The 20500-nt window shown below is 70.7% G+C and carries 14 protein-coding genes; 6 read left to right on the top strand and 8 right to left on the bottom strand.

The genetic code is table 11. From position 1 onward, the window contains the following. Positions 1–14: 14 nt before the first annotated feature. The 3 genes from ACIPC1_RS37680 to ACIPC1_RS37670 form a co-directional block, all read right to left on the bottom strand. The gene (locus tag ACIPC1_RS37680; RefSeq protein WP_402525652.1) at positions 15–2420 is read right to left on the bottom strand and encodes a SpoIIE family protein phosphatase; all 2406 of its coding nucleotides are present in this window, start codon (positions 2418–2420) and stop codon (positions 15–17) included. A 100-nt stretch (positions 2421–2520) separates the two neighbouring features. Next, a complete protein-coding gene (locus ACIPC1_RS37675) occupies positions 2521–6798 on the bottom strand; it encodes a HAMP domain-containing protein (RefSeq protein ID WP_402525650.1) in 4278 nt (1425 codons plus the stop codon). 394 nt (positions 6799–7192) lie between these two features. Continuing rightward, on the bottom strand, positions 7193–8029 hold the full coding sequence (locus ACIPC1_RS37670; RefSeq protein WP_402525776.1) for an RNA polymerase sigma factor SigF: 837 nt from the start codon (positions 8027–8029) through the stop codon (positions 7193–7195). A gap of 306 nt (positions 8030–8335) precedes the next feature. Here ACIPC1_RS37670 and ACIPC1_RS37665 point away from each other — a divergent pair, with 306 nt between their 5' ends. Together ACIPC1_RS37665 and ACIPC1_RS37660 are read left to right on the top strand one after the other, a co-directional pair. Next, on the top strand, positions 8336–8698 hold the full coding sequence (locus tag ACIPC1_RS37665) for an STAS domain-containing protein (protein ID WP_402525648.1): 363 nt from the start codon (positions 8336–8338) through the stop codon (positions 8696–8698). Next, positions 8695–9630: an anti-sigma factor RsbA family regulatory protein gene (locus tag ACIPC1_RS37660; protein ID WP_402525645.1), complete on the top strand. Its 936-nt coding sequence runs from the start codon at positions 8695–8697 to the stop codon at positions 9628–9630. The genes ACIPC1_RS37665 and ACIPC1_RS37660 overlap by 4 nt, the downstream gene beginning before the upstream one ends. A 131-nt stretch (positions 9631–9761) precedes the next feature. On the opposite strand, the gene ACIPC1_RS37655 is transcribed toward ACIPC1_RS37660, so the two are convergent. Then, complete coding sequence (locus ACIPC1_RS37655; protein WP_402525643.1) at positions 9762–10328, bottom strand: Dps family protein; 567 nt, start codon at positions 10326–10328, stop codon at positions 9762–9764. Positions 10329–10811: 483 nt separating this feature from the next. Here ACIPC1_RS37655 and ACIPC1_RS37650 point away from each other — a divergent pair, with 483 nt between their 5' ends. From ACIPC1_RS37650 to ACIPC1_RS37640, 3 genes are all read left to right on the top strand, one after another. Next, the gene (locus ACIPC1_RS37650) at positions 10812–12314 is read left to right on the top strand and encodes an FUSC family protein (RefSeq protein ID WP_402525774.1); all 1503 of its coding nucleotides are present in this window, start codon (positions 10812–10814) and stop codon (positions 12312–12314) included. 533 nt (positions 12315–12847) lie between these two features. Next, entirely contained in the window at positions 12848–14041 is a 1194-nt protein-coding gene (locus tag ACIPC1_RS37645; protein ID WP_402525641.1) for a nitric oxide synthase oxygenase, read from the top strand. A gap of 60 nt (positions 14042–14101) precedes the next feature. Next, the gene (locus ACIPC1_RS37640) at positions 14102–15148 is read left to right on the top strand and encodes a lactonase family protein (protein ID WP_402525639.1); all 1047 of its coding nucleotides are present in this window, start codon (positions 14102–14104) and stop codon (positions 15146–15148) included. Positions 15149–15543: 395 nt separating this feature from the next. Here the strand turns inward: ACIPC1_RS37640 and ACIPC1_RS37635 are convergent, their stop codons facing one another. The 4 genes from ACIPC1_RS37635 to ACIPC1_RS37620 all read right to left on the bottom strand — a co-directional run bounded on the left by ACIPC1_RS37635 (position 15544) and on the right by ACIPC1_RS37620 (position 19511). Beyond that, on the bottom strand, positions 15544–16467 hold the full coding sequence (locus tag ACIPC1_RS37635; protein ID WP_402525637.1) for a sirohydrochlorin chelatase: 924 nt from the start codon (positions 16465–16467) through the stop codon (positions 15544–15546). Positions 16468–16562: 95 nt separating this feature from the next. Then, positions 16563–17576, bottom strand: a complete 1014-nt coding sequence (locus tag ACIPC1_RS37630) for an N-acetylglucosamine kinase (RefSeq protein WP_402525635.1) — start codon at positions 17574–17576, stop codon at positions 16563–16565. Further along, a complete protein-coding gene (locus ACIPC1_RS37625) occupies positions 17573–18250 on the bottom strand; it encodes a uracil-DNA glycosylase (RefSeq protein ID WP_402525633.1) in 678 nt (225 codons plus the stop codon). Before ACIPC1_RS37625 ends, ACIPC1_RS37630 begins: the two co-directional genes overlap by 4 nt. 175 nt (positions 18251–18425) lie before the next feature. Further along, complete coding sequence (locus tag ACIPC1_RS37620; protein WP_402525631.1) at positions 18426–19511, bottom strand: WD40/YVTN/BNR-like repeat-containing protein; 1086 nt, start codon at positions 19509–19511, stop codon at positions 18426–18428. Positions 19512–19760: 249 nt separating this feature from the next. Between ACIPC1_RS37620 and ACIPC1_RS37615 the strand changes: the two genes are divergently transcribed. After that, positions 19761–20339, top strand: a complete 579-nt coding sequence (locus tag ACIPC1_RS37615; protein ID WP_402525629.1) for a hypothetical protein — start codon at positions 19761–19763, stop codon at positions 20337–20339. The last annotated feature ends 161 nt before the right edge of the window (positions 20340–20500 follow it).

Genomic DNA, 20500 nt, shown 5'->3' with positions numbered 1-20500 from the left:
CTCGGCGCACGGTGCTACGACACCCGGATCCCGACGATGCAGGTGTCGTCGTCGGTGTCCGACCTGCTGTACGTGAGGAGCCGGTCCAACTGGTGGTCCAGCGTGGTGCGGACCGTGCGGGCACTGGTCAGCAGCTGGGCCATCGACTCCTCGACCGACCGGTCACGCCGCTCGACCAGCCCGTCCGTGTACATCAACAGGGTGTCCTCGACCGCCAGTTGGACCTCGCCCTCCTCGTACGTGGCCTCGGGTACGGCACCGAGCAGGATCCCCTTGAGGAGGGGCAGCGGGTTCGCTTCCGTGTCACGGACCAGGACGGGCGGAAGGTGACCGGCCCTGGCCCACCGCAGGGTGCGCCGGGCCGGGTCGTAGAGGCCGCAGACCGCCGTGGCGGTGATGGAGCCCGTCAGATGGTGCGCCACGATGTTGAGCCACGACAGCAGCTGGCCCGGACCCGCACCCGTCACGGCGAGTCCGCGCAGCGCGTTGCGCAGAACCACCATGCTGGTCGCCGCCTCGATCCCGTGACCGGCCACGTCGCCGACACACAGGAGCACCAGCCGCGAGGGCAGGACAACGGCGTCGTACCAGTCGCCGCCCACCAGTTGCTCGGTCTCCGCCGGCCGGTAGCGGACGGCCACCTGGAGCCCCGGCGCCTGCAACGGAGCCTGGGCCGGTGGCATGATCGCATGCTGCAGTTGCAGGGTCAGCCGGTTGCGTTCGTGGGCCTGCTGCTCGCTGTGGGCGAGTTGGTCACGCGTCGCCGCGAGCGCGACCTCCGTCCAGTGCTGGGCCGAGATGTCCTGGCAGGCCCCTCGTACGATGAACAGCTGGTTCTCGGCGTCAAGCACCGGCTCGGCCACCACCCGCAGATGCCGGGTCACCCCGTCCGGGCGCTGGAGCCGGAACGCCGCCGTGGCGGGCCGCCGGTGGTGGAGGAGGGTGCGCAGAAAACGGCCGATCGCCACGGCGTCGTCGGGGTGTGCGTGTGCGGGCAGGTCCTCGAGCGGCACGGGCGTGTCGGAGGCGGAGCGCCCGTATAGGCTGTAGAGCGTGCCGTTCCAGGTGATCTCGCCGGTGAGCAGGTTCTCCTCGAAGCCGCCGATCCTGCCGAGCCGTTGGGCGTGCTGAAGCAGGCTGGCGAGCCGTGCGGTCTCTTCCTCGATACGCCACAGGAGCAGCACGCTGTCGCCGTGCCGGCTGAGGCTGATGTCGGCCATGCTCGACAGCGGTACCTGGTCGACCAGCGCCGTGAGATCCATCCGGTGGTCCCGGAACGGCTCACCCGTCGCGTAGACCCGCTCGACGTGCTGGAAGAGCTCGCTCTCCCCGGCGGCCAACGGATAGGCCTCCAGCAGCAGGGCTCCATTGACGACGCCGCGGGGCCGGCCGGCGGGGTCGACGAACCGGCTGTTCACATGGCGGATCCGGAAGTCCGCGAGCCGTCCGCCGTCGTCGAGGTGGGGTTCGAGGATCAGCGCGGGATCGTGCAGTCCGTCGATGAGATCGATCAGTTCCGCGACACCGGGCGTGACATACGGGGCGTTGGCCTGCGTGCGGTCGCTCAGGAGAGGGCGGCTCTCCAGCGTGTGGGCGCACAACTCGGCCAGCGCCTCGACCTGGCGGGCGACCTGGGGCGACTGCGGTTCCAGGGGCGACGGCCAGGCGATTTCGAGGACGCCGTGGATACGGCCGCCGACACCGGCCGGGGCTGCCACCCTCCCGCCGTACGGGTAGTGGGTGCGCCCGATGGTCGGTTGGCCGGCCTCGGTGAGTGACGCGGTCCACTGTGTCGTACGACCGGACAGGGCCCGGCGCGCCACCGTCGCCACGCCGGGCGGTACGTAGCGCCAGCGCTCCGCCTCCGCCGCGGAGAACCCCGCGCTGCCCGCCAGGGTGAGACAACCGTCGGCGCCGACCGCCCAGATGGCCACGGCCACCGCGCCGAGCGGTGCCAGGGCGTGCTGGAGCAGCGAGTCGGCCACCGACTGGGTGTCGTCGGCGGCCAGCGCACCACTCTCCGCCTCCCGCAGCCGGACCGCCGGGGAGGTGTCCCGGGCGTCGTGGGAACCGGCCGTGGCGGCCAGGAACGTACTGGTGATTTCGGAGAGCCGGTCGCGCGCCGCCTGGTTGATGACGTCGACGGCGAGTTCGAGCAGGCCCACCTCGCCCTGCTCGGTCAGCTCGGTGAGCTGTCGGGCGGCCTGCGCGGGGCCGCAGCCCAGACGCTCGATCAGGATGCCCTTGGCGAGCTCGATCAGGGCGCGGCCATCGGCTTCGGCCTGCGCGGCCTGCACCTCGCGACGCAGCCGGTCCACCGTGGCGGCCAGTCTGCCCACCATGGACGTCGACGCGACGTCGGTCAGGCCGTCCGTCGGTTCGGCCGTCCAGGTACCCGGAGGCTGTTCGGGAGTGCTCACGGTGCGGTTGCTCCTCGGCTGGGACGTCCGCATGGGCGGGGGAGAGGGGTGCGGGGAAGGCGCCCGGCCGGCCGTTCGAACCGGCGGGCGCCCTCCGGTGTCACTCGCTCAGCCAGCGCCGGACGCAGGCGATGAGGTCGTCGGTGTCGACCGGCTTGGCCACATAGTCGCTCGCACCCGACAGGAGACTCTTCTCCCGGTCGCCGGGCATCGCCTTCGCGGTGACGGCGATGATCGGCAGGTCGGCGTACCGGGGCATTTTGCGGATCTCGGCCGTGGCGGTGTAGCCGTCCATCTCCGGCATCATCACGTCCATCAGGACGACCGCGATCTCGGGACGGCTGAGCAGGGTCTCGATGCCCTTCCTGCCGTTCTCCGCGTGCAGCACCTGGAATCCGTGCAGTTCCAGGATCCCACTGAGGGCGAAGAGGTTGCGGGCGTCGTCGTCGACCACGAGAACTGTGGTGCCGTGGACGTCGTCGCCGGCGATCCGTGTGTCCTGGGGCTGCGGCTTCTCGGCGCGGACCAGCGGGAGCACGTCTCCCGGTTCCTCGGCGGAGAGATGCAGGGCGATGCGTTCGCGCAACTCGTCCAGGCTGGAAAGGAACTCCAGCGTCCGGGGGCCGGACCGGGATTGCAGGTCCTGTTCCTGGGCCAGGTCCACGCGGCTGCCGTTGTGGACGAGCACGGGGACGTTCGCCAGGGCCGAGTCGCCCTCGACGGCCTCCAGGAAACTGGCCGCCTCCCCGTCCGCCATACCGAGTTCGAGGACGACGCAGTGGCAGGCTCCGGCGGCCAGCGCGCTCGCCGCCTCCTGCGCGCCCACCACCGTGACGACGTCGACCGTCTTCCGTGTGCCGCTGTCGTCACGACTGCGGTTGAGATCCCCGACCGCGCTCTCGGCGACGAGGGTGAGCAGACCGCGCGGCCGTTCCTCGACGACCAGCAGCCGGCGCCGGTTCTGCCGGGGCAGTCCGGCCGGGCCCTGTGCCGGAGTTCCTGCCCTCACCACGTCGGCGGCGTCCTCGCGCGGCCCGGAGCCCGGCTGCCGGCTGCCGCTCAGCAGCTCCTCGAAGTCGGGACGGGCCACCGGCAGGAAGAGGGTGAAGGTACTGCCCTGGCCGGGTGTGCTGTCCACGGTGACCTGGCCACCGAGCAGACGGGCGATCTCCCGGGTGATGGACAGACCGAGGCCGGTGCCGCCGTACTTGCGGCTCGTGGTGCCGTCGGCCTGCTGGAACGCGCCGAAGATCGTCTCGAGTTGCTGTTCCGGGATACCGATACCGGTGTCCTTCACTCGGAAGGCGATGACGGTGCCGGCGTGCAGCACCCCCTGCGGGATCTCGTGTCCGGTCGCCGGTTCGATACGCAGCTCGACGCGACCCTGCTCGGTGAACTTGACCGCGTTCGACAGCAGGTTGCGCAGGACCTGACGCAGCCGGGAGTCGTCGGTGAGCAGGTCGTCGGGCGCGCCGGGCGCGGTGGTGATCGTGAAGTCCAGACTCTTCTGCGAGGTCATGGGCCGGAAGGTGGCCTCGACGTACTCCAACAGGCGGCGCAGCGAGACCTGTTCGGGGGAGAGGTCCATCTTGCCTGCCTCGACCTTCGACAGGTCGAGGATGTCGTTGATCAGTTGGAGCAGATCCGAGCCCGCGGAGTGGATGATCCCCGCGTACTCGACCTGCTTCGGCGTGAGGTTGCGGGAGGGGTTCTGGGCCAGCAATTGGGCCAGGATGAGCAGGCTGTTGAGCGGGGTCCGCAGCTCGTGGCTCATGTTCGCCAGGAACTCGGACTTGTACTTCGAGGCCAGCGAGAGCTGCTGGGCTCGTGCTTCGAGCTCCTGCCGGGCCTGTTCGATCTGCAGGTTCTTGGCCTCGATGTCCCGGTTCTGGGTGACCAGGAGCGAGGCCTTGTCCTCCAGTTCGGCGTTGGAGCGCTGCAGTTCGTCCTGCTGAACCTGCAACTCCTCGGACCGAGCCTGTAGTTCGGCCGTCAGGCGCTGGGACTCGCCCAGCAGTTCGTCGGTGCGGGCGTTGGCCACGATGGTGCTGACGTTGACACCGATGGTCTCCATCAGCTGTTCCAGGAAGGTCTGGTGGACCGGGGTGAAGCGGGTCACCGAGGCCAGTTCGATCACCCCGAGCACCTGCTCCTCGACCACGATGGGCAGCACCACCAGAGCTGTCGGTGTCGTCTGTCCGAGTCCGGAGGAGATGGTCACGTATCCCGGCGGCAGCTCGTCCACCGTGATGGCGCGGCGGTTGCGGGCGGCCTGGCCGACGAGTGAGCGGCCCATGGGGATACGGGCGGGCCGCTCCGTGTCGTCCGGGTAGCCGTAGGACCCGACGAGCCGGAGTTCCGTCCCGTGCGCGGTCTCCTCCGCGAGGTAGAAGGCGCCGTACTGCGCGGCGACCAGCGGGGTGAGTTCGTCCATGATCAGGTCGGCCACGACGTCGAGGTCGCGGTAGCCCTGCATCAACCCGGAGACGCGGGCCAGATTGGTCTTCAGCCAGTCCTGCTCATGGTTGGCCCGCGTGGTCTCGCGCAGGGACTCGACCATGGAGTTGATGTTGTCCTTGAGCTCGGAGACCTCGCCCGACGCCTCGACGGTGATCGAGCGGGTCAGGTCGCCCTCGGCCACGGCGCTGGCCACCTCGGCGATCGCTCGCACCTGGCGGGTCAGGTTGCCCGCCAGTTCGTTCACGTTCTCCGTCAGGCGCTTCCACGTACCGGAAACGCCTTCCACCTCGGCCTGTCCGCCGAGCCGGCCCTCGCTGCCGACCTCCCGTGCCACCCGGGTGACCTCGGCGGCGAACGCGGAGAGCTGGTCGACCATCGTGTTGATGGTCGTCTTGAGCTCCAGGATCTCGCCGCGTGCGTCCACGTCGATCTTCTTGGAGAGGTCTCCCTTGGCCACCGCCGTGGTCACCAGGGCGATGTTGCGGACCTGGCCGGTGAGGTTGTTGGCCATCGAGTTGACGTTGTCGGTGAGGTCCTTCCAGGTGCCCGCCACGTTGGGCACGTGCGCCTGTCCGCCGAGGCGGCCCTCGGTGCCGACCTCGCGGGCCACCCGGGTGACCTCGTCGGCGAAGGCCGACAGCGTGTCGACCATCGTGTTGATGACGTCCGCGAGCGCCGCGACCTCGCCCTTCGCCTCGACCGTGATCTTCTGGGAGAGGTCTCCCTTGGCCACGGCCGTCGCCACCTGGGCGATGGAGCGGACCTGACCGGTCAGGTTCGACGCCATCACGTTGACGTTGTCGGTGAGGTCCTTCCAGGTGCCCGAGACACCTCGTACGGTGGCCTGTCCGCCCAGGTTGCCCGCGGTGCCGACTTCGCGGGCGACGCGGGTGACTTCGTCGGCGAAGGCGGAGAGTTGGTCGACCATCGTGTTGATGGTGTCTTTGAGTTCGAGGATTTCGCCGCGGGCGTCGACGGTGATTTTCTGGGAGAGGTCGCCCTTGGCGACAGCGGTGGCCACCTGGGCGATGGAGCGGACCTGGGCGGTGAGATTGCCCGCCATGAAGTTCACCGAGTCGGTGAGGTCGCGCCAGGTGCCCTTGACGCCCTTGACGTCGGCCTGTCCGCCGAGGCGTCCGTCGGTGCCGACTTCGCGGGCGACGCGGGTGACTTCGTCGGCGAAGGCGGAGAGTTGGTCGACCATCGTGTTCATGGTGTTCTTGAGTTCGAGGATTTCGCCGCGGGCGTCGACGGTGATCTTCTGGGAGAGGTCGCCCTTGGCGACGGCCGTGGTCACCTGCGCCACGTTGCGGACCTGGGCGGTGAGGTTGCCCGCCATGAGGTTCACGGAGTCGGTGAGGTCGCGCCAGACACCGCCGACGCCGGGCACCTGGGCCTGGCCGCCGAGGCGCCCTTCGCTGCCTACTTCGCGGGCGACGCGGGTGACTTCGTCGGCGAAGGCGGACAACTGGTCGACCATCGTGTTGACGGTCTCTTTGAGCTGCAGGATCTCGCCGCGCGCGGGGACGTCGATCTTCTGGGAGAGGTCGCCCTTGGCGACGGCCGTGGCCACCTGTGCGATGTCACGGACCTGTGTGGTGAGGTTGCCGGCCATGGCGTTGACGGAGTCGGTCAGATCGGCCCAGGTGCCGGAGACACCGGGGACCTCCGCCTGCCCGCCCAAGGTGCCCTCGGTGCCGACCTCCCGTGCCACGCGGGTCACTTCGGAGGTGAACACGGACAACTGGTCGACCATCCCGTTGAACACGGTGGCGATGTCGCCGAGGAGGCCGCCGGCATCATCCGGCAGACGTGTGCCGAAGTCCCCGTCGCGCACGGCGGTCAGTCCCGCCAGCAGCTGACGAAGCTCTTGTTCGCCAGGCGTTCGGCTCGAAGGCCCGGTCGCTGTCACGGTCATGCTTACCCTCGTTCCGCTCCCCAGGAGTCCCGGGAGGGGACTCGGAACCACGCCGGACTCACGCACGGTCTATGTGTCGTCCGCAGCATTCCCGCAGAATCACGGATGCGCCCGCTGAGAAAATACGCCGCAGGCTAACCCAGAAATCATGCGATGAACAAAGTGGTGGCCGGAACTCCCGCGTGGCCAAAAAAGTTTCAGGTAAGGAGGCATAGGAACGCGAGATGGGGATACACAGGACCCTCTCGGTCCGTCCGGGCTCCGAGGTGTCGTGGTGCCGACGGGGGGCTGTACACACGGATCCCGCCGTGCCGTGCGGTCACCGCGTGGAGGGGTGACCGCCGGGACGGCGGGATCGGAGCCGTGGAAGGCTCGGAGCCTTGGAGGCGTGGACTCAGGCGACGGCCGGGTCCAGCAGCCCCGTGCGAAGACGCTTGATGATGCGGGTGATCAGCCGGGAGACATGCATCTGGGAGATACCGAGGTCTTCGCCGATCTGTGCCTGGGTGCGCTCCTCGACGAAGCGCAGGTGGACGATCACTCGCTCGCGTTCGTCGAGTTCGGCGATCAGCGGAGCCAGTGAGTTGAAGTCGTCGACCAGTTGGAGGGAGGGGTCCTCCTCGCCGATGAAGTCGGCCAGAGCGCTTTCACCCTCTCCGGCGCCGTTGCTGGTGAGGGCGGCGTCCAGGGACGTGGAGGTGTAGGCGTTCGCCGCCTTGCGGGCCTCGATGACGTCTTCCTCGGGCAGGGACATCAGCTCGGCCAGCTCGCGCGTGGTGGGCATACGGTCCAGCCGGGTCTGCAGCTCCTCCGTGGCCTTGGCCAGCTCGACGCGGGCCTCCTGGAGTCGGCGGGGTACGTGCACCGCCCAACTGGTGTCGCGGAAGAAGCGCTTGATCTCGCCGACGATATAGGGGACGGCGAAGGAGGTGAACTCGACCTCGCGGGTGAGCTCGAAGCGGTCGATGGCCTTGATCAGACCGATCGTGCCCACCTGGACGATGTCCTCCATCGAGTCGCCGCGGCTGCGGAAGCGGCCGGCCGCGTAGCGGACCAGGGAGAGGTTCATCTCGATCAGGGTGTTGCGCGCGTACTGGTACTCGTGCGTGCCCTCTTCGAGTTCGGCGAGCCGGTCGAAGAACTGGCGGGAGAGTTCACGCGCGTCCTTCGGCTTGACCTTCGACGGGTCCTCGATGAACGGAAGCGCCAACTCGCCGTCCACCCCGCCCATGTCGACTGTCCGCTGTGCCGTGGCCGTTGTCTCCAGCACCGTCACGGCTGCCATGCCGCCCACCCCAAATCCTCGAAGGCATCGTTGACACAGCTCGAATGCCCCGGTTGGCAGAGATCACACCACCGGATTCCCAAGAATCTTGGATTGCCCTCACCGTGCGGTCCGGCCCTTCGGCGAGCCGGCCGCGGTCCGGAGCTGCCGGGTACCCTGGGCGCCGAGAGCCGGGGCCGCGACGGCGTACGGCGGGTTCCGAGAGCCGGGCCCCCATGGTGTACGGCGGGGTTCCGAGAGGCGGGGAGGGATATGGCGTACGGCGATGACGGGTCGACGGCGGGGGCCTCCCCGTCCGAGGTCGGCGGAGCTGTGCTTCGGCTGTACGAGCTCGCGGAGCGACCCGGCATCCGGCTCGTCGGTGAGATCAGCCCCTCCACGCGTCCCGTCTGGCGGCAGGCTCTGGAGCAGGTGTCCGGCCAGTGCGAGCACGTCTGCTTCCTCGAGTTGTCCGCGATCACGTTCGTCGATGTCGCCGGTGCCTGCGAACTCGCGCGCACCGCACAGGGCTTGAACGAGCGACGGCGTCTGGTGCTGGAACGGCCGCCGCCCGAACTCCCGCGGATCCTTGAGCTGTTCTGGCCGGAACTCCGGACGATCGAGGTGGCCGCATGACGAACTCGGCCACCCGGACAGAGCCCTTCGCCCACCCCGCGTTGTTCTACCGCAGTGACCAGGAGTACGTGGAAGGGACCGTGCCGTTCCTCCTGGACGGCATGGCCGCCGCGGAGCCGGTCGCCGTGGCCGCGCCCGTCTCGCGACTTGAGCTGATCCGAGCCGAACTCGGCGAGGCCGCCGCCGCCGTGCACTTCGTCGACATGACTCAGGCCGGGCGGAACCCCGGCCGCATCATCCCGTCGGTCCTGCGGTCGTTCGCCGACACCAGGACCGACAGCCGTGTCCGCATCATCGGGGAACCGATATGGCCCGGCCGCACCGAGGTGGAGTACCCGGCCTGCGTTCAGCACGAGGCACTGATCAACATGGCCTTCCAAGGGCGCGACGTGACGATCCTGTGCCCCTACGACGCACGGGCTCTCTCCGCCGACGTGATCGCCGACGCGCACGCCACGCACCCCGTCGTCATCGCCGGGGGCCGGGAGCGGGCCAGCACCGCCTACGCGCTGGAGCCGGTGCTCGCCCGCTGCAACGAGCCCCTGCGTCATCCGCCGGGAGCGGCGACGGTCCACTTCGACACGGACGACCTGCCGATCTCTCGCGACTTCGCGCTGCACGAGGCACGGGAGCGGGGGATGAGCCACGCCCGCCTCCAGGATCTGGCGCTGGTCGTCGCGGAGCTGACGACCAACAGCGTGGTGCACGGGGGCGGTTCGGGAACGCTGCGGATCTGGGCGGAGAGCGAGCAGATCGTCTGCGAGGTGCAGGACGACGGACACCTGGCCGACCCGCTCGCCGGCCGCTACCCGGTGCGTCCCGAACAGCTGGGCGGCCGCGGCCTGTTCCTCGTCCACTTCCTCTCCGACCTCGTCCGCGTCCACACCGGCGATAACGGCACGACAGTCCGCAGCTACGTCCCCTGCAAGTGAGCCGCACCGCCTGACGTGCGGACGTAGTGCGTACGGTGCGTCACGCGAAGGCCCGGACCCCTTGCCGGGTCCGGGCCTTCGCCGATGTCTGCCGCCACCGCGCGTGAAATGCCACGCGTGGAAGGGTGCTGCTAGGTCCCGTCCGGGTGGGCGTCCTCGGCCGCCTGGCGTTCGGTGTGGGAGTGGGTCGTGGACAGGGTTCCGCCCGAGCTCTCGAGGTGAGCGCGCACGAACCACTGGAACTGCTCGAGGGAGCGGAGCTGTTCGATGAGGAGATCCTCCGTCACCGCGTCGCTCTTGCCGACCTCGGTCATCGCCGCGCGGTGGCCCTCGATGATGCCGGTGTAGACGAGGTCGAGGGCGCCGAGGTGGGCGATGGCGTCGGCCCGCCCGACGCCGTAGTCGTCCCACGTCCGCTCGGCGACGAGAACGCCCGGTGTGCCCTCGGGTACCCCGCCGAGGGCGGAGATGCGTTCGGCGGCGTCGTCGGCCATTTCGCGCACCCGATCCACCTGAGGATCGAGCATTTCGTGCACGGCGATGAAATGCGGGCCCACGACATTCCAGTGAACGTGCTTCAAAGTCAGAGAAAGGTCATTGAGCGCATGAAGGCGCATACGCAACAGATCAATGATCACTCCGCCCTCGTGCGTACTGAGCCCGGGGACCGTGTACTTGGGGGATGCGGACTTCGACATCATTGTTGTCCTTCCCGGCAGGAATTCTCGAAACCGGCTGCCGTACCCGCCCGCGGAACAACCGGAACAACCGGAACAACCGGAACAACCGAGGAAACCGGATGTGACAACCGGAGGAACCGGAAGCGCGGGAAGCATCGGTATCAGCCTCCGAGACCTCAGGTGCCCCGGTTCTTTCGACCTACACACCGAAGAGCGTCTGCCGTCATCGGTCACCACGATGGTCCGTTGGTCGGCTCCTTGACCGGCATCACTCTCCTGTGATGGGCCAATGGCCCAGTAGTTTGAGCACGAGTTGAGCCGTTGGGCCTGCGGATGCTTATCTGTGCTGTATCCATGCACAATCGGCGCCGCGCAGCGCCGGACGGCAACGAGGCCGTACCGGACCGCGGCGCTTCGTCGTGTTCGCGAGTTCCCGCCACCCCGGGCGCCCGCGCTCCGGCAAGAGGCAGTCGAGGGGGCGGGCGGAACGCCGTGAAGAGAATGCTCGTGGCTCCGGATCCGGGGCAGGTCAGGCTGAGGAACTCATGCCGTGCCGTCATCGGCACCGGGTTCGCCGTCGCCGTGCCGGAATTCGTCGGACTGTCCCTGACGGCCTCCATCACCGGGGGACTTGCGGCCCTGCTCGCCCTCTTCACGGTCGCCGACGCGACGGTGCGCGCCCAGCGGGTGACCACTGCTCTGCTGCCGGTCGCCGGATTTCCCGTACTGGCCCTGGCGACCCTGCTGCACGGTGTGACCCCGGCCCGGGACGCGGCCTTCCTGCTGGTGGTCTTCGGCGGGGTGTACGCCCGTCGCTGGGGTCCTCGGGGACATGCGCTCGGGATCTTCGCGTTCATGAACTTCTTCATCACGCAGTTCCTGCACGCCGTCCCGGAGCAACTGCCCGAGCTGTACGCCGCGGTGGGCCTGGCCCTGGGCGCCGCCGGCCTCGTACGTTTCGTTCTCTGGCCCTTGGAGCGCGGTGCGGCTCCTCCCGCTCCCGCGCCCCGGCCGCTGCCCGGCACGGGACTGGCTCGACCCACCACCCGGCAGGCTTTCCAGGCCACGGTGGCCTGCGCCTTCGCCCTGGTCCTGGGGCAGGCGCTGTCCGGGGACCGCTGGTACTGGGCCGTCGGCACCGTCTGGTGGATCTTCGTCAACACGGTTTCGCGGGGCGAGACCCTCGTCCGTGGATTCCGCCGGGTGCTGGGCACGGTCGTGGGCATTGGCGTCGGCCTGCTGATCGCCATCCCGTTGCACGGGGCGCCGGTACCGACCGCCGTCCTGGTCGCGGTCTGTGTCTTCGGGATCTTCTACACGGCCGCCGTCTCGTACAGCTGGATGGTGCTGGCGGTGACGGTGATGGCGGGCTTGCTCTACGGCCTGCTGGGAGTTCTGGACCTCGGCCTTCTCGTCCTGCGTCTGGAGGAGACGGCCATCGGCGCGGTGGCAGCCGCGCTCGCCGTGGTTCTCGTACTGCCGGTCACCACCCACGCCACGAACGACGCGTGGATCCAGCGCGCGCTGCGCTGTGTTCACGCGGCGACCGCCGAAGCCGCCGCCCGTCTCGCGGGCTCGCAGACAGCGGACCCCGCACCGCACGCGGCCGAGCTCGAAGTGCTGCTCGCCCGTGTCCGGATGGCGCTCGCTCCCCTCGTCCATCCGCTCAACCCGTCCCGCGCACGCAAGGCACGGGCCGGCCAGGTCATCACGCTGCTGGACGACTGCGCCCGCGAAGTGCGCGGGCTGGTGGCCGTCGCCGCCGACCCGGACGCGAGCCATGACGCCCGCCTCGCCGCGGCCTGTAGCCGCGTCAAGGCGGCCGTGGAGGCCCTGACGGTCAGCGAGAGAGGACGTCGCGGTCCGACCGGAGCCGCCGAAACGCTGCCGCACCCCGCTGCCACCGAGCCCGCGCTCGCCCACCTGCACAGCCTGGAGCGGGCACTGGCCGAACTCGCGGTGCCCCTGCGCAGCTCGCGGTACTCCCCGTTGGCCGGCGCCTGAAGAGTGGCTCACGGCGACTGCCGCGGGCCGCGGTCGACCGAGACGGTGGCCACGCCTCCCCCGCACGCCCCCCGACTCATCAGCGCCTGACGTCGGCGCATGGACACCAAACCCCGGAATGGGGAACTTTTCCGGACACGTAGAGGGTGGATCAGGACCCCGGCCGGGTAACTCCGCGGCTATCAGACGCACGGAGCCCGCGGACCGTGCGGGAGCGGTCCGCGGGCCGAACCCCTTGGGGGTGCACCATGCGCAATTTCCTGCACGGATCGGAACATGGGGAGCGTTTCACCGACGACGGAACCCCGGGTCTCCCGGCGCCGTGGTCCGGGGAACCGGGCGGGTGCCTGGACCGGACCCCGGGCGGCCGATGGCGAGAGGGAACGGACCAAGGGGGATCCGAGGACTCGAACCCCGACGCCCGTCACGACCAAGGCGCCGATCCGGGCGCCCGGTACGTGCCTGCCGGCGCCGATAACTGCCCCTGGCCGACGAGCCGACCCGCCTCGGTGACAGACCTGCGGGAGCAGCCGGTGACCGGCGGTTCCGCCAAGAACTCCGCGGTTCCCGGCGACGTCACCGGCCCGGCCGCACCCCTCCCCGCCGGCCCCCCACCCACCCCGTACGAACTTCACCGCGCCGCCGCCGAGTTCCTCACCCTCCACCACACCGAGGAAGGCCTCGGGGACCCGGCCCGGCGGATCGCCGCCGCGCACAGGGAGATCGCGGAGAGGGGGACGTACCGCCACACCACCGAGGAACTCGTCTTCGGCGCACGCGTCGCCTGGCGCAACGCCAACCGGTGCATCGGACGGCTCTACTGGCACTCCCTGCGCGTACACGACCGCCGGGACCTGCGGGACACGCAGGACGTCGCCGAGGCGGCGGCGGACCACTTGCGGGAGGCGACCCGCGATGGCCGGATCCGCGCGCTCATCACGGTCTTCGCCCCCGACGAACCAGGCCGCCCGGGGCCGCGGATCTGGAACGAACAGCTCATCCGGTACGCGGGTTACGCACGCCCGGACGGCGGCGTGACCGGAGATCCGCGCAACACCGGGCTCACGGCGCTCGCCCGGCGGCTCGGCTGGCCCGGCGGCCCCGGCACCCCCTTCGACGTACTGCCGTTGGTGATCCAGGGTGCCGAGGACAGGCCCCGCTGGTTCGCGCTGCCCCCGGACGCGGTGCTCGAAGTGGAGCTCGCACACCCCGAGTACCCCTGGTGGCGCACGCTCGGACTGCGCTGGCACGCGGTGCCCGCGCTCGCCAACATGTGCCTGGAGATCGGCGGCGTCTGCTACCCGGCCGCACCCTTCAACGGCTGGTACATGGGCACCGAGATCGGCGCCCGCAACCTCGCCGACACCGACCGCTACGACCTCCTGCCGCACATCGCCGAGCGCCTCGGCCTCGACACCCGCACCGACCGCTCCCTGTGGAAGGACCGCGCGCTCGTCGAACTCAACCGCTCCGTCCTGCACTCCTTCGACCGCGCGGGCGTCACGGTCACCGATCACCACACGGAGTCCCGGCGCTTCCTCACCCACCTAGGCAGCGAGGAACGCAAAGGTCGCCGGGTCGGCGCGGACTGGTCGTGGATCGTCCCGCCCATCTCGGGCAGCGCCACCCCCGTCTTCCACCGCACTTACGAGGCGGTCGAGCGGCGTCCCGCGTACGTGCACCACCCGGAGGCACACGAACGCGCCCGTGGCGCGATCCTGGTCTAGACCTCGGATCATGGACTGCTACCGTCGCCCCCGACAACACGGGAGCGAGAGGGGACCCCAGTGGCAGACGGCGGCAGGCGGTGGCAGCGGGCGTTCATCGGCTCGTTCACGGCGGCGGGGGGCCTCGGTGTCCTCACGGCGACCGTGGACCCGGTCAGCGGTGCGCTGACCGTCCTGAGCGCGGTGGACGGCGTCCCCGACCCGTCCTACCTCGCCCTGTCACCCACCCGGGACATGCTGTACGCGGTCAGCGAGACGGCCGACGGCGCGCTGGCCGCCTACCGCGTGACCGGCGACAAGCCGGTTCTGACGGGGGAGCCCGTGCGCGTCGGCGGCAGCGGCCCGACGCACCTCAGCGTCTTCGCCGGACACGTTCTGACCGCCAACTACGGCTCGGGCAGCGTCACCGCCGTCCCCGTCCGCGCCGACGGAGGACTCGCGACCGCGGCCTCCAGCGTGCTCCAGCACACCGGCTCCGGCCCGCACACACCGCGCCAGCACGGCCCGCACGCCCACCAGGTGCAGCCCGACCCGAGCGGCCGCTGGGCGGTGAGCATCGACCTCGGCACGGACTCGGTGCGGGTGTGCGCGCTGGACGGCGGAAAGCTCACGCTGCACCGCGAGACGGCGCTGCGCCCCGGCTCCGGACCCCGTCACCTGGCCTTCCACCCGCGCGGCGAGCACGCGTACGTCCTCAACGAGCTCGCCCCCACCGTCACCGTCTGCCGCTGGGACGCCGCCGAAGGCGCGCTGCGGCCCGTCGGCGAGACTTCGGTGCTGCCCGGTGTACCGGACGGCGACGCGTACCCGTCGGGCATCGTCGTGTCGCCCGACGGCCGCTTCGTCTGGACGGCCACGCGCGGCCAGGACGTGGTCTCCGTGCTCGTGCCCGACGCGGCGGGCGAGGGGCTGCGGCTGGTCGCCACGGTGCCCTGCGGCGGTACGTGGCCCCGCGCACTGGCCCTCGACCCCTCAGGACGCTTCCTGTACGCCGCCAACGAGCGGTCCGGCGACGTGACCTGGTTCGCGGTCGACCCCGACACGGGCGTACCCAGGCGGGGCGGCTCGGTCGACGCTCCCGCGGCATCCTGCGTGGTCTTCGGCTGACCCAGGTCCTGTCCGGCGGATCACGCCGGGCTCCCGCGCCATGATCCGGTGTGATCTTCGGCTGACCCAGGGCGCCCGTCCGGTGGATCAGGCCGGGGGGGCGGGGTCTAGGCACCCCCTATCTCTCACTGCCTCAAGGGCGTGGGGGGGACCCAGGCGGCGTTGTTGTCGGTTGCCGACTCCCCCTCGGCTTCGCACGAGGGGGGACCCCATCGCGTCGTCGCCCGCCTCCGCCTCGCAGCTGCACACGCCGGCCCCCGCGCCCCCGGCCTTACCGGGCGCCGCTGGTTTCCCTCCGGCCGGCCCCGCCGGACAGACCCTGGCTGCCGCACGCACGCGAAGGGCCCGCTCCTGCCATGGGAGCGGGCCCTTTCGCGTTCTCTGTGGTGCCGGGCTCAGCGCACCGGCGCCCCCTGCGGCTGCTGAGGGGCGATGCCCAGCGCCGCCGTGTACTTGGCCAGCGCCAGCTTGCCGATGGCCGGGTACGGGCCGAGCGCCTCGGCGGCGGCACAGCCCGCCTCCTTGGCCGCCGCGTCGAGCAGACCCGCGTCGAGCTCGGGACCGATCAGATACGGCGCGAGGGCCAGATTCTGGGAGCCGGAGTCGCGCAGCTGCTCGGCGATGGCCGCGATGGAGCCCTCCTCGTCGAGCGCCGCCGCCATCACCGGCACGGCGAGCCGCGCGGCCAGCAGCATGCCGGTGATCCCGGCCGCCTGCACGGCCTCCTCGCCGCCCACGGAGGCCAGGATGATGCCGTCCGCGGCGGTCGCCACGGTGAACAGCCGGGCGCGGTCGGCGCGGGCCAGACCCGCCTCGGACAGACGCACGTGCAGCCCCTCGGCGAGCAGCGGGTGCGGGCCGAGCACATCGGCCAGGTCCGCCGCGACGCGGCTGTCCATGACGGCCTGGCGGATCCGGCGCAGCAGCGCGTTGTCCGGACCGGCGAGCAGGGGCACCACGACGGCCACGGGCCCGTCGGGCTCGGCCACGTCCGTACCGGCGGCACGGGACTGCTCGACGCGGGCGGTGCGCTCCTCGGAGGCGCGGACCAGCACGGACTGCAGTGTGGGGAACTCGGCGTCGTCCCCGTCGAGGTACCCGATCCGGGCGTCGAGACCGGGGAGCTCGGAGCGCGCGATGCTCACGACCTCCTCGGTGAGGCTGCGTATGGCCGCGCTGGGGGTGCCCGGTACCGCGAGGACGAGCGCGGGCGCGCCCTCGGGAGCCACCAGGGCTTCCGGACGGCGGTGCCGCCCGGGCTGGCGGGGTCGCGGCATTCGTACTGGCAGGCCGGACGCGGGCCCAGTGGGGGAGCTCATGGCGCCGAATATTACTGGTTTCCTGGGTTCCCTTGTTCGGGGAGGGTGCAGGTGAGCGGTATCCGTCCGCTTTTGTCTGATGAGTTACGTACGGATCAGAAGTGATCAGTACGACGAGAGGCTTTCTCCGTCCCTTCGGTCACCGTGTACAACATCCGCCCGTCCCGGGGGAGGGTGAGTTCGTCGCTCGCCAGGTCGACGGCGATGAGGACGGCGCCGTGCAGTGGGTCACCCGCGGCCGGTACCTCCCGGGCGTGCGGCAGTTGCTCCGCGAGTTCCTCTCTCAGGGGTACGAGGAGGGGGGCGCCCATCTTGAACAGGCCACCGGTGAGGGCGATCTGCGGCTCTCCCGCGCACGGGCACACGGCGGCCGCCGACTCGGCGATGCTCCGCGCGGCCGCGCGGAGAATGCCCGCCGCGACCTGGTCGCTCTCGGCGCAGGCGGCCACTTCGGGTGCGAAGGCAGCGAGCACGGCGGGCCGGTCGGTCCGCGGATACAGTGCGCCCGGCAGGCCGGGTACCGGACCGAACATCTCCTCGGCGCGCGCCCGCAGCACCGCCGATCCGCCACGGCGCCCGTCGAAGGACCGCACGGCCGCGTCGAGACCGGCGCGGCCGATCCAGGCCCCACCGCCGCAGTCGCCGAGCAGATGGCCCCAGCCGTCGGCCCTGCGCCAGCTCTTCAGGTCCGTGCCGACGGCGATCATGCCCGTGCCCGCGGCGACGACCGCACCCGTCCGTCGGCCGAGCGCGCCCACATAGGCGGTCACCGCGTCGGCGGCCAGCGCGAGCCGCGGCACGCCGAGTTCACGCTCCAGCGCCGCCGGCAGCTCGGCGCGCAGCTCGTCGCCGAGTGTGGCCAGGCCCGCGGCTCCGATGGCGACCGCGCCGAGTTCCTCGATCCCCGCGTCGGCCATCAACTGCCGGGCCATCGGCAACAGCTGCTCCAACAGGTGCCCGGAGTCGATACCACGCGGGCCGGTGCGCACCGGTTCCTTCGACGTCAGCGGAACCCCGTGCACCTGCCCGTCCACGGCGAGCGCCGCGCGCAGCCCCGAACCTCCCGAGTCCACCGCCAGCACACCGGGCCGCGGGCCGGCGCGGGTCACGGCAGGCGCCAGTCCACCGGTTCGGCTCCCTGCCCGGTCAGCAGGTCGTTGGACCGGCTGAAGGGCCGGGAACCGAAGAAGCCGCGGTCCGCCGACATGGGGGAGGGGTGGGCGGATTCCACCGAGGGCAGTTCGCCGAGGATCGGGCGCAGATTGCGGGCGTCGCGGCCCCACAGGATCGACACCAACGGGCGCCCCCGCCCGGCCAGCGCGCGTATCGCCTGCTCGGTGACCTCCTCCCAGCCCTTGCCGCGGTGCGCCGCAGGACTGCGTGGGGCGGTCGTGAGCGCCCTGTTGAGCAACAGCACGCCCTGCTGCGTCCAGGGCGTGAGGTCGCCGTTGGACGGCTGGGGCAGGCCCAGGTCGGTGTGGAGCTCCCGGAAGATGTTGATCAGGCTGCCCGGCAGCGGACGTACCTCGGGCGCGACCGAGAACGAAAGACCCACCGCATGCCCCGGAGTGGGGTAGGGATCTTGGCCGACGATCAGGACGCGCACCTCGTCGAAGGGTTGCTGGAAGGCGCGTAGGACATTCGCCCCCGCCGGGAGGTAGGTGCGTCCCGCGGCGATCTCCGTGCGCAGGAAGTCCCCCATCGCGGCGATCTGTCCGGCCACGGGTTCCAGGGCTTTCGCCCAGCCCGGTTCGACGATTTCATTCAACGGTCGTGGTGCCACGGGCGTCACCCTACTGCCGTACACACGGCGGAGATCAACCGATGGCTGGCGCGCGACCGAGTATGACCGTTGAACTGACGAACAAGGCGCCTCCCGGGCGGGGTTGTGAGCGGAACGGGACCGAGTGTCCCGGCGGTGATGCGTGCGTTCATGGGCGTGCGGGACCTCCGGAGTCTCAGTCGACGACCGCGGCGCGTACGCAGAGGACATCCGGCAGATGGGAGGCCAGCTGCTGCCAGCTGTCCCCGTCGTCCGCCGACGCGTACACCTCGCCGTTGCGATTGCCGAAGTACACGCCTGCCGGATCCGCGCCGTCCGTGCACAGGGCGTCGCGCAGCACCGTCCCGTAGTGGTCCTCCGCCGGGAGGCCGGCGGTCAGTGGCTCCCAGCTCTTGCCCGCGTCGGCCGTGCGGAAGACCCGACATCGGTGCTCCGCCGGGACGCGGTCCGCGTCCGCGGTGATCGGGAAGACGTACGCCGTGTCACCGCGGTGCGGATGCGTGGCCGCCGCGAACCCGAAGGTGGAGGGCAGGCCCTCGCCGATGTCGGTCCACCGGCCGCCCGCGTCGTCGCTGCGGTACACACCCCAGTGGTTCTGGAGGTAGAGGCGGTCCGGGGTCGCCGAGTCCTGTGCGATTTTGTGTACGCACTGGCCGAACTCCGGGTTCGGATCGGGCAGGAACACCGCGGAGACACCGGAGTTGGAGGGTGTCCAGCTCGCGCCGCCGTCGGCCGTGCGGAAGACCCCGGCCGTGGAGACGGCGACCGTCACGGCGCGCGCGTCGCGCTTGTCGGTGAGGATGGTGTGCAGCCCCTCCCCGCCACCGCCTGGCACCCACTGCGACCGCGTGGGGTGCTCCCACAGCGGACGCACGAGCTCGAAGGACTCGCCCCGGTCCTCCGAGCGGTACAGCGCGGCCGGCTCCGTGCCCGCGTACACCACGTCCGGCTCCGCCGCGGCAGGGTGCAGCTGCCATACCCGCTCCAGCGAAGTCCCGGTGTCCTTGGGAAACTTGACGGCGGGCTGCGCCGGCTCCGCCCAGCTGCGCCCCAGGTCGTCGGAGTGGAAGACGGACGGGCCCCAGTGCGCGCTGTCCCCTCCGGCCAGTAGCCGGGGTGTCTCGCCCCGGGTGTCGATGGAGACCGAGTACACGGCCTGCGCGTTGAAGTACGGACTCTCGTCGAACTCCCAGGCGCCGACGCGCCGTCGGCCGATGAAGAGCCCCTTGCGGGTGCCCACGGTGAGCAGTACGTCGGTCATGCCGACCACCTCCGCGACGTCGTTGTCTCAGGTACGGGGCCAGTCTGCACCCCGGCACTGACAGTCACCTCCGGACTCGCTGTTTCCGCAGGTCAGACTGGATCTTCGGCCATTCCCGCCGAGCGCCGAGGGAGGGGGCGAGATCCTGAAACGGGCGAGTCGGCGGAGTCGGCGTGAGCAACGCGAGGACCGGTCGCGTATGGGAGGGGGATGTGGTGGGTTCGTGCGGTCGTGAGGAGGACGCCAGTCATGGCGGCATTCCGTGTTCCGAAGGTGTGGCTGTGGCGATGGCGGCGCAATCCGCTGCGGCGTCGCAGTGACGCTCTGGAGGCCTGGGTCGTACTCGTCGCCTGGGCGCTCACCGTGTTCGGCGGGGTGCTCACCGGCCTGGCGGCGGCACAGTCCGTGGAGCACGGTCTGGCCCGGCAGCGCGCCGAGTGGCACTCCGTCCCGGCACAGCTCATGGCGGACGCGACCGAGTCGACCCGCACGGAAAGCGGCGCCGACCGGGTCTGGGCGAAGGTCCGCTGGACCGCGCCGGACGGCTCCGCCCGTACCGGCCAGGCGCGGGTGGACACCGGCACCACCGAGGGCACCCCGGTCACCGTCTGGACAGACCCCGAGGGCCGCCTCGTCACCAGGCCCGCCACCGCGTCCCAGGCCCAGCTGCGAGCCGCCATGGTGGGCGTCCTGATCGGCCTGAGCGTCGCGGCTGGGCCCTTCGTGTGCGGGCAGCTCGTCCGTGGCCGCCTGGAAAGGCGGCGCATGGACCAGTGGGACGAGGAGTGGGAGCGGTTCGGGCCGATCTGGGGGCGGCGGACGAGCTGACCGACGGGGGCGTCGGCGTTCGCTGAAGGGAGTTGGGGCCGATGGAGATGTTCCAGCGGGCGGGCGGAACCTCTCGCTCCAGCTGGGCCGCGCGCTCCGCACGGGCTGCTTCCGCCGAGAGCCAGGTGTGGCGCGCGTCACCCGGACCCCCAGGAACTCCT

This window comes from Streptomyces sp. NPDC087263, assembly GCF_044744645.1.
GTDB lineage: Bacteria > Actinomycetota > Actinomycetes > Streptomycetales > Streptomycetaceae > Streptomyces.
This window is presented reverse-complemented; position numbering and strand designations above follow the sequence as displayed.

What these genes read in the sequence shown, in the direction of transcription:
- ACIPC1_RS37675 (WP_402525650.1), bottom strand. Translation starts at nt 6,798, where the DNA reads ATGACCGTGACAGCGACCGGGCCTTCGAGCCGAACGCCTGGCGAACAA.
- ACIPC1_RS37670 (WP_402525776.1), bottom strand. Translation starts at nt 8,029, where the DNA reads ATGGGCGGGGTGGACGGCGAGTTGGCGCTTCCGTTCATCGAGGACCCG.
- ACIPC1_RS37665 (WP_402525648.1), top strand. Translation starts at nt 8,336, where the DNA reads ATGGCGTACGGCGATGACGGGTCGACGGCGGGGGCCTCCCCGTCCGAG.
- ACIPC1_RS37635 (WP_402525637.1), bottom strand. Translation starts at nt 16,467, where the DNA reads ATGAGCTCCCCCACTGGGCCCGCGTCCGGCCTGCCAGTACGAATGCCG.
- ACIPC1_RS37650 (WP_402525774.1), top strand. Translation starts at nt 10,812, where the DNA reads ATGCTCGTGGCTCCGGATCCGGGGCAGGTCAGGCTGAGGAACTCATGC.
- ACIPC1_RS37660 (WP_402525645.1), top strand. Translation starts at nt 8,695, where the DNA reads ATGACGAACTCGGCCACCCGGACAGAGCCCTTCGCCCACCCCGCGTTG.
- ACIPC1_RS37655 (WP_402525643.1), bottom strand. Translation starts at nt 10,328, where the DNA reads ATGTCGAAGTCCGCATCCCCCAAGTACACGGTCCCCGGGCTCAGTACG.
- ACIPC1_RS37620 (WP_402525631.1), bottom strand. Translation starts at nt 19,511, where the DNA reads ATGACCGACGTACTGCTCACCGTGGGCACCCGCAAGGGGCTCTTCATC.
- ACIPC1_RS37615 (WP_402525629.1), top strand. Translation starts at nt 19,761, where the DNA reads ATGGCGGCATTCCGTGTTCCGAAGGTGTGGCTGTGGCGATGGCGGCGC.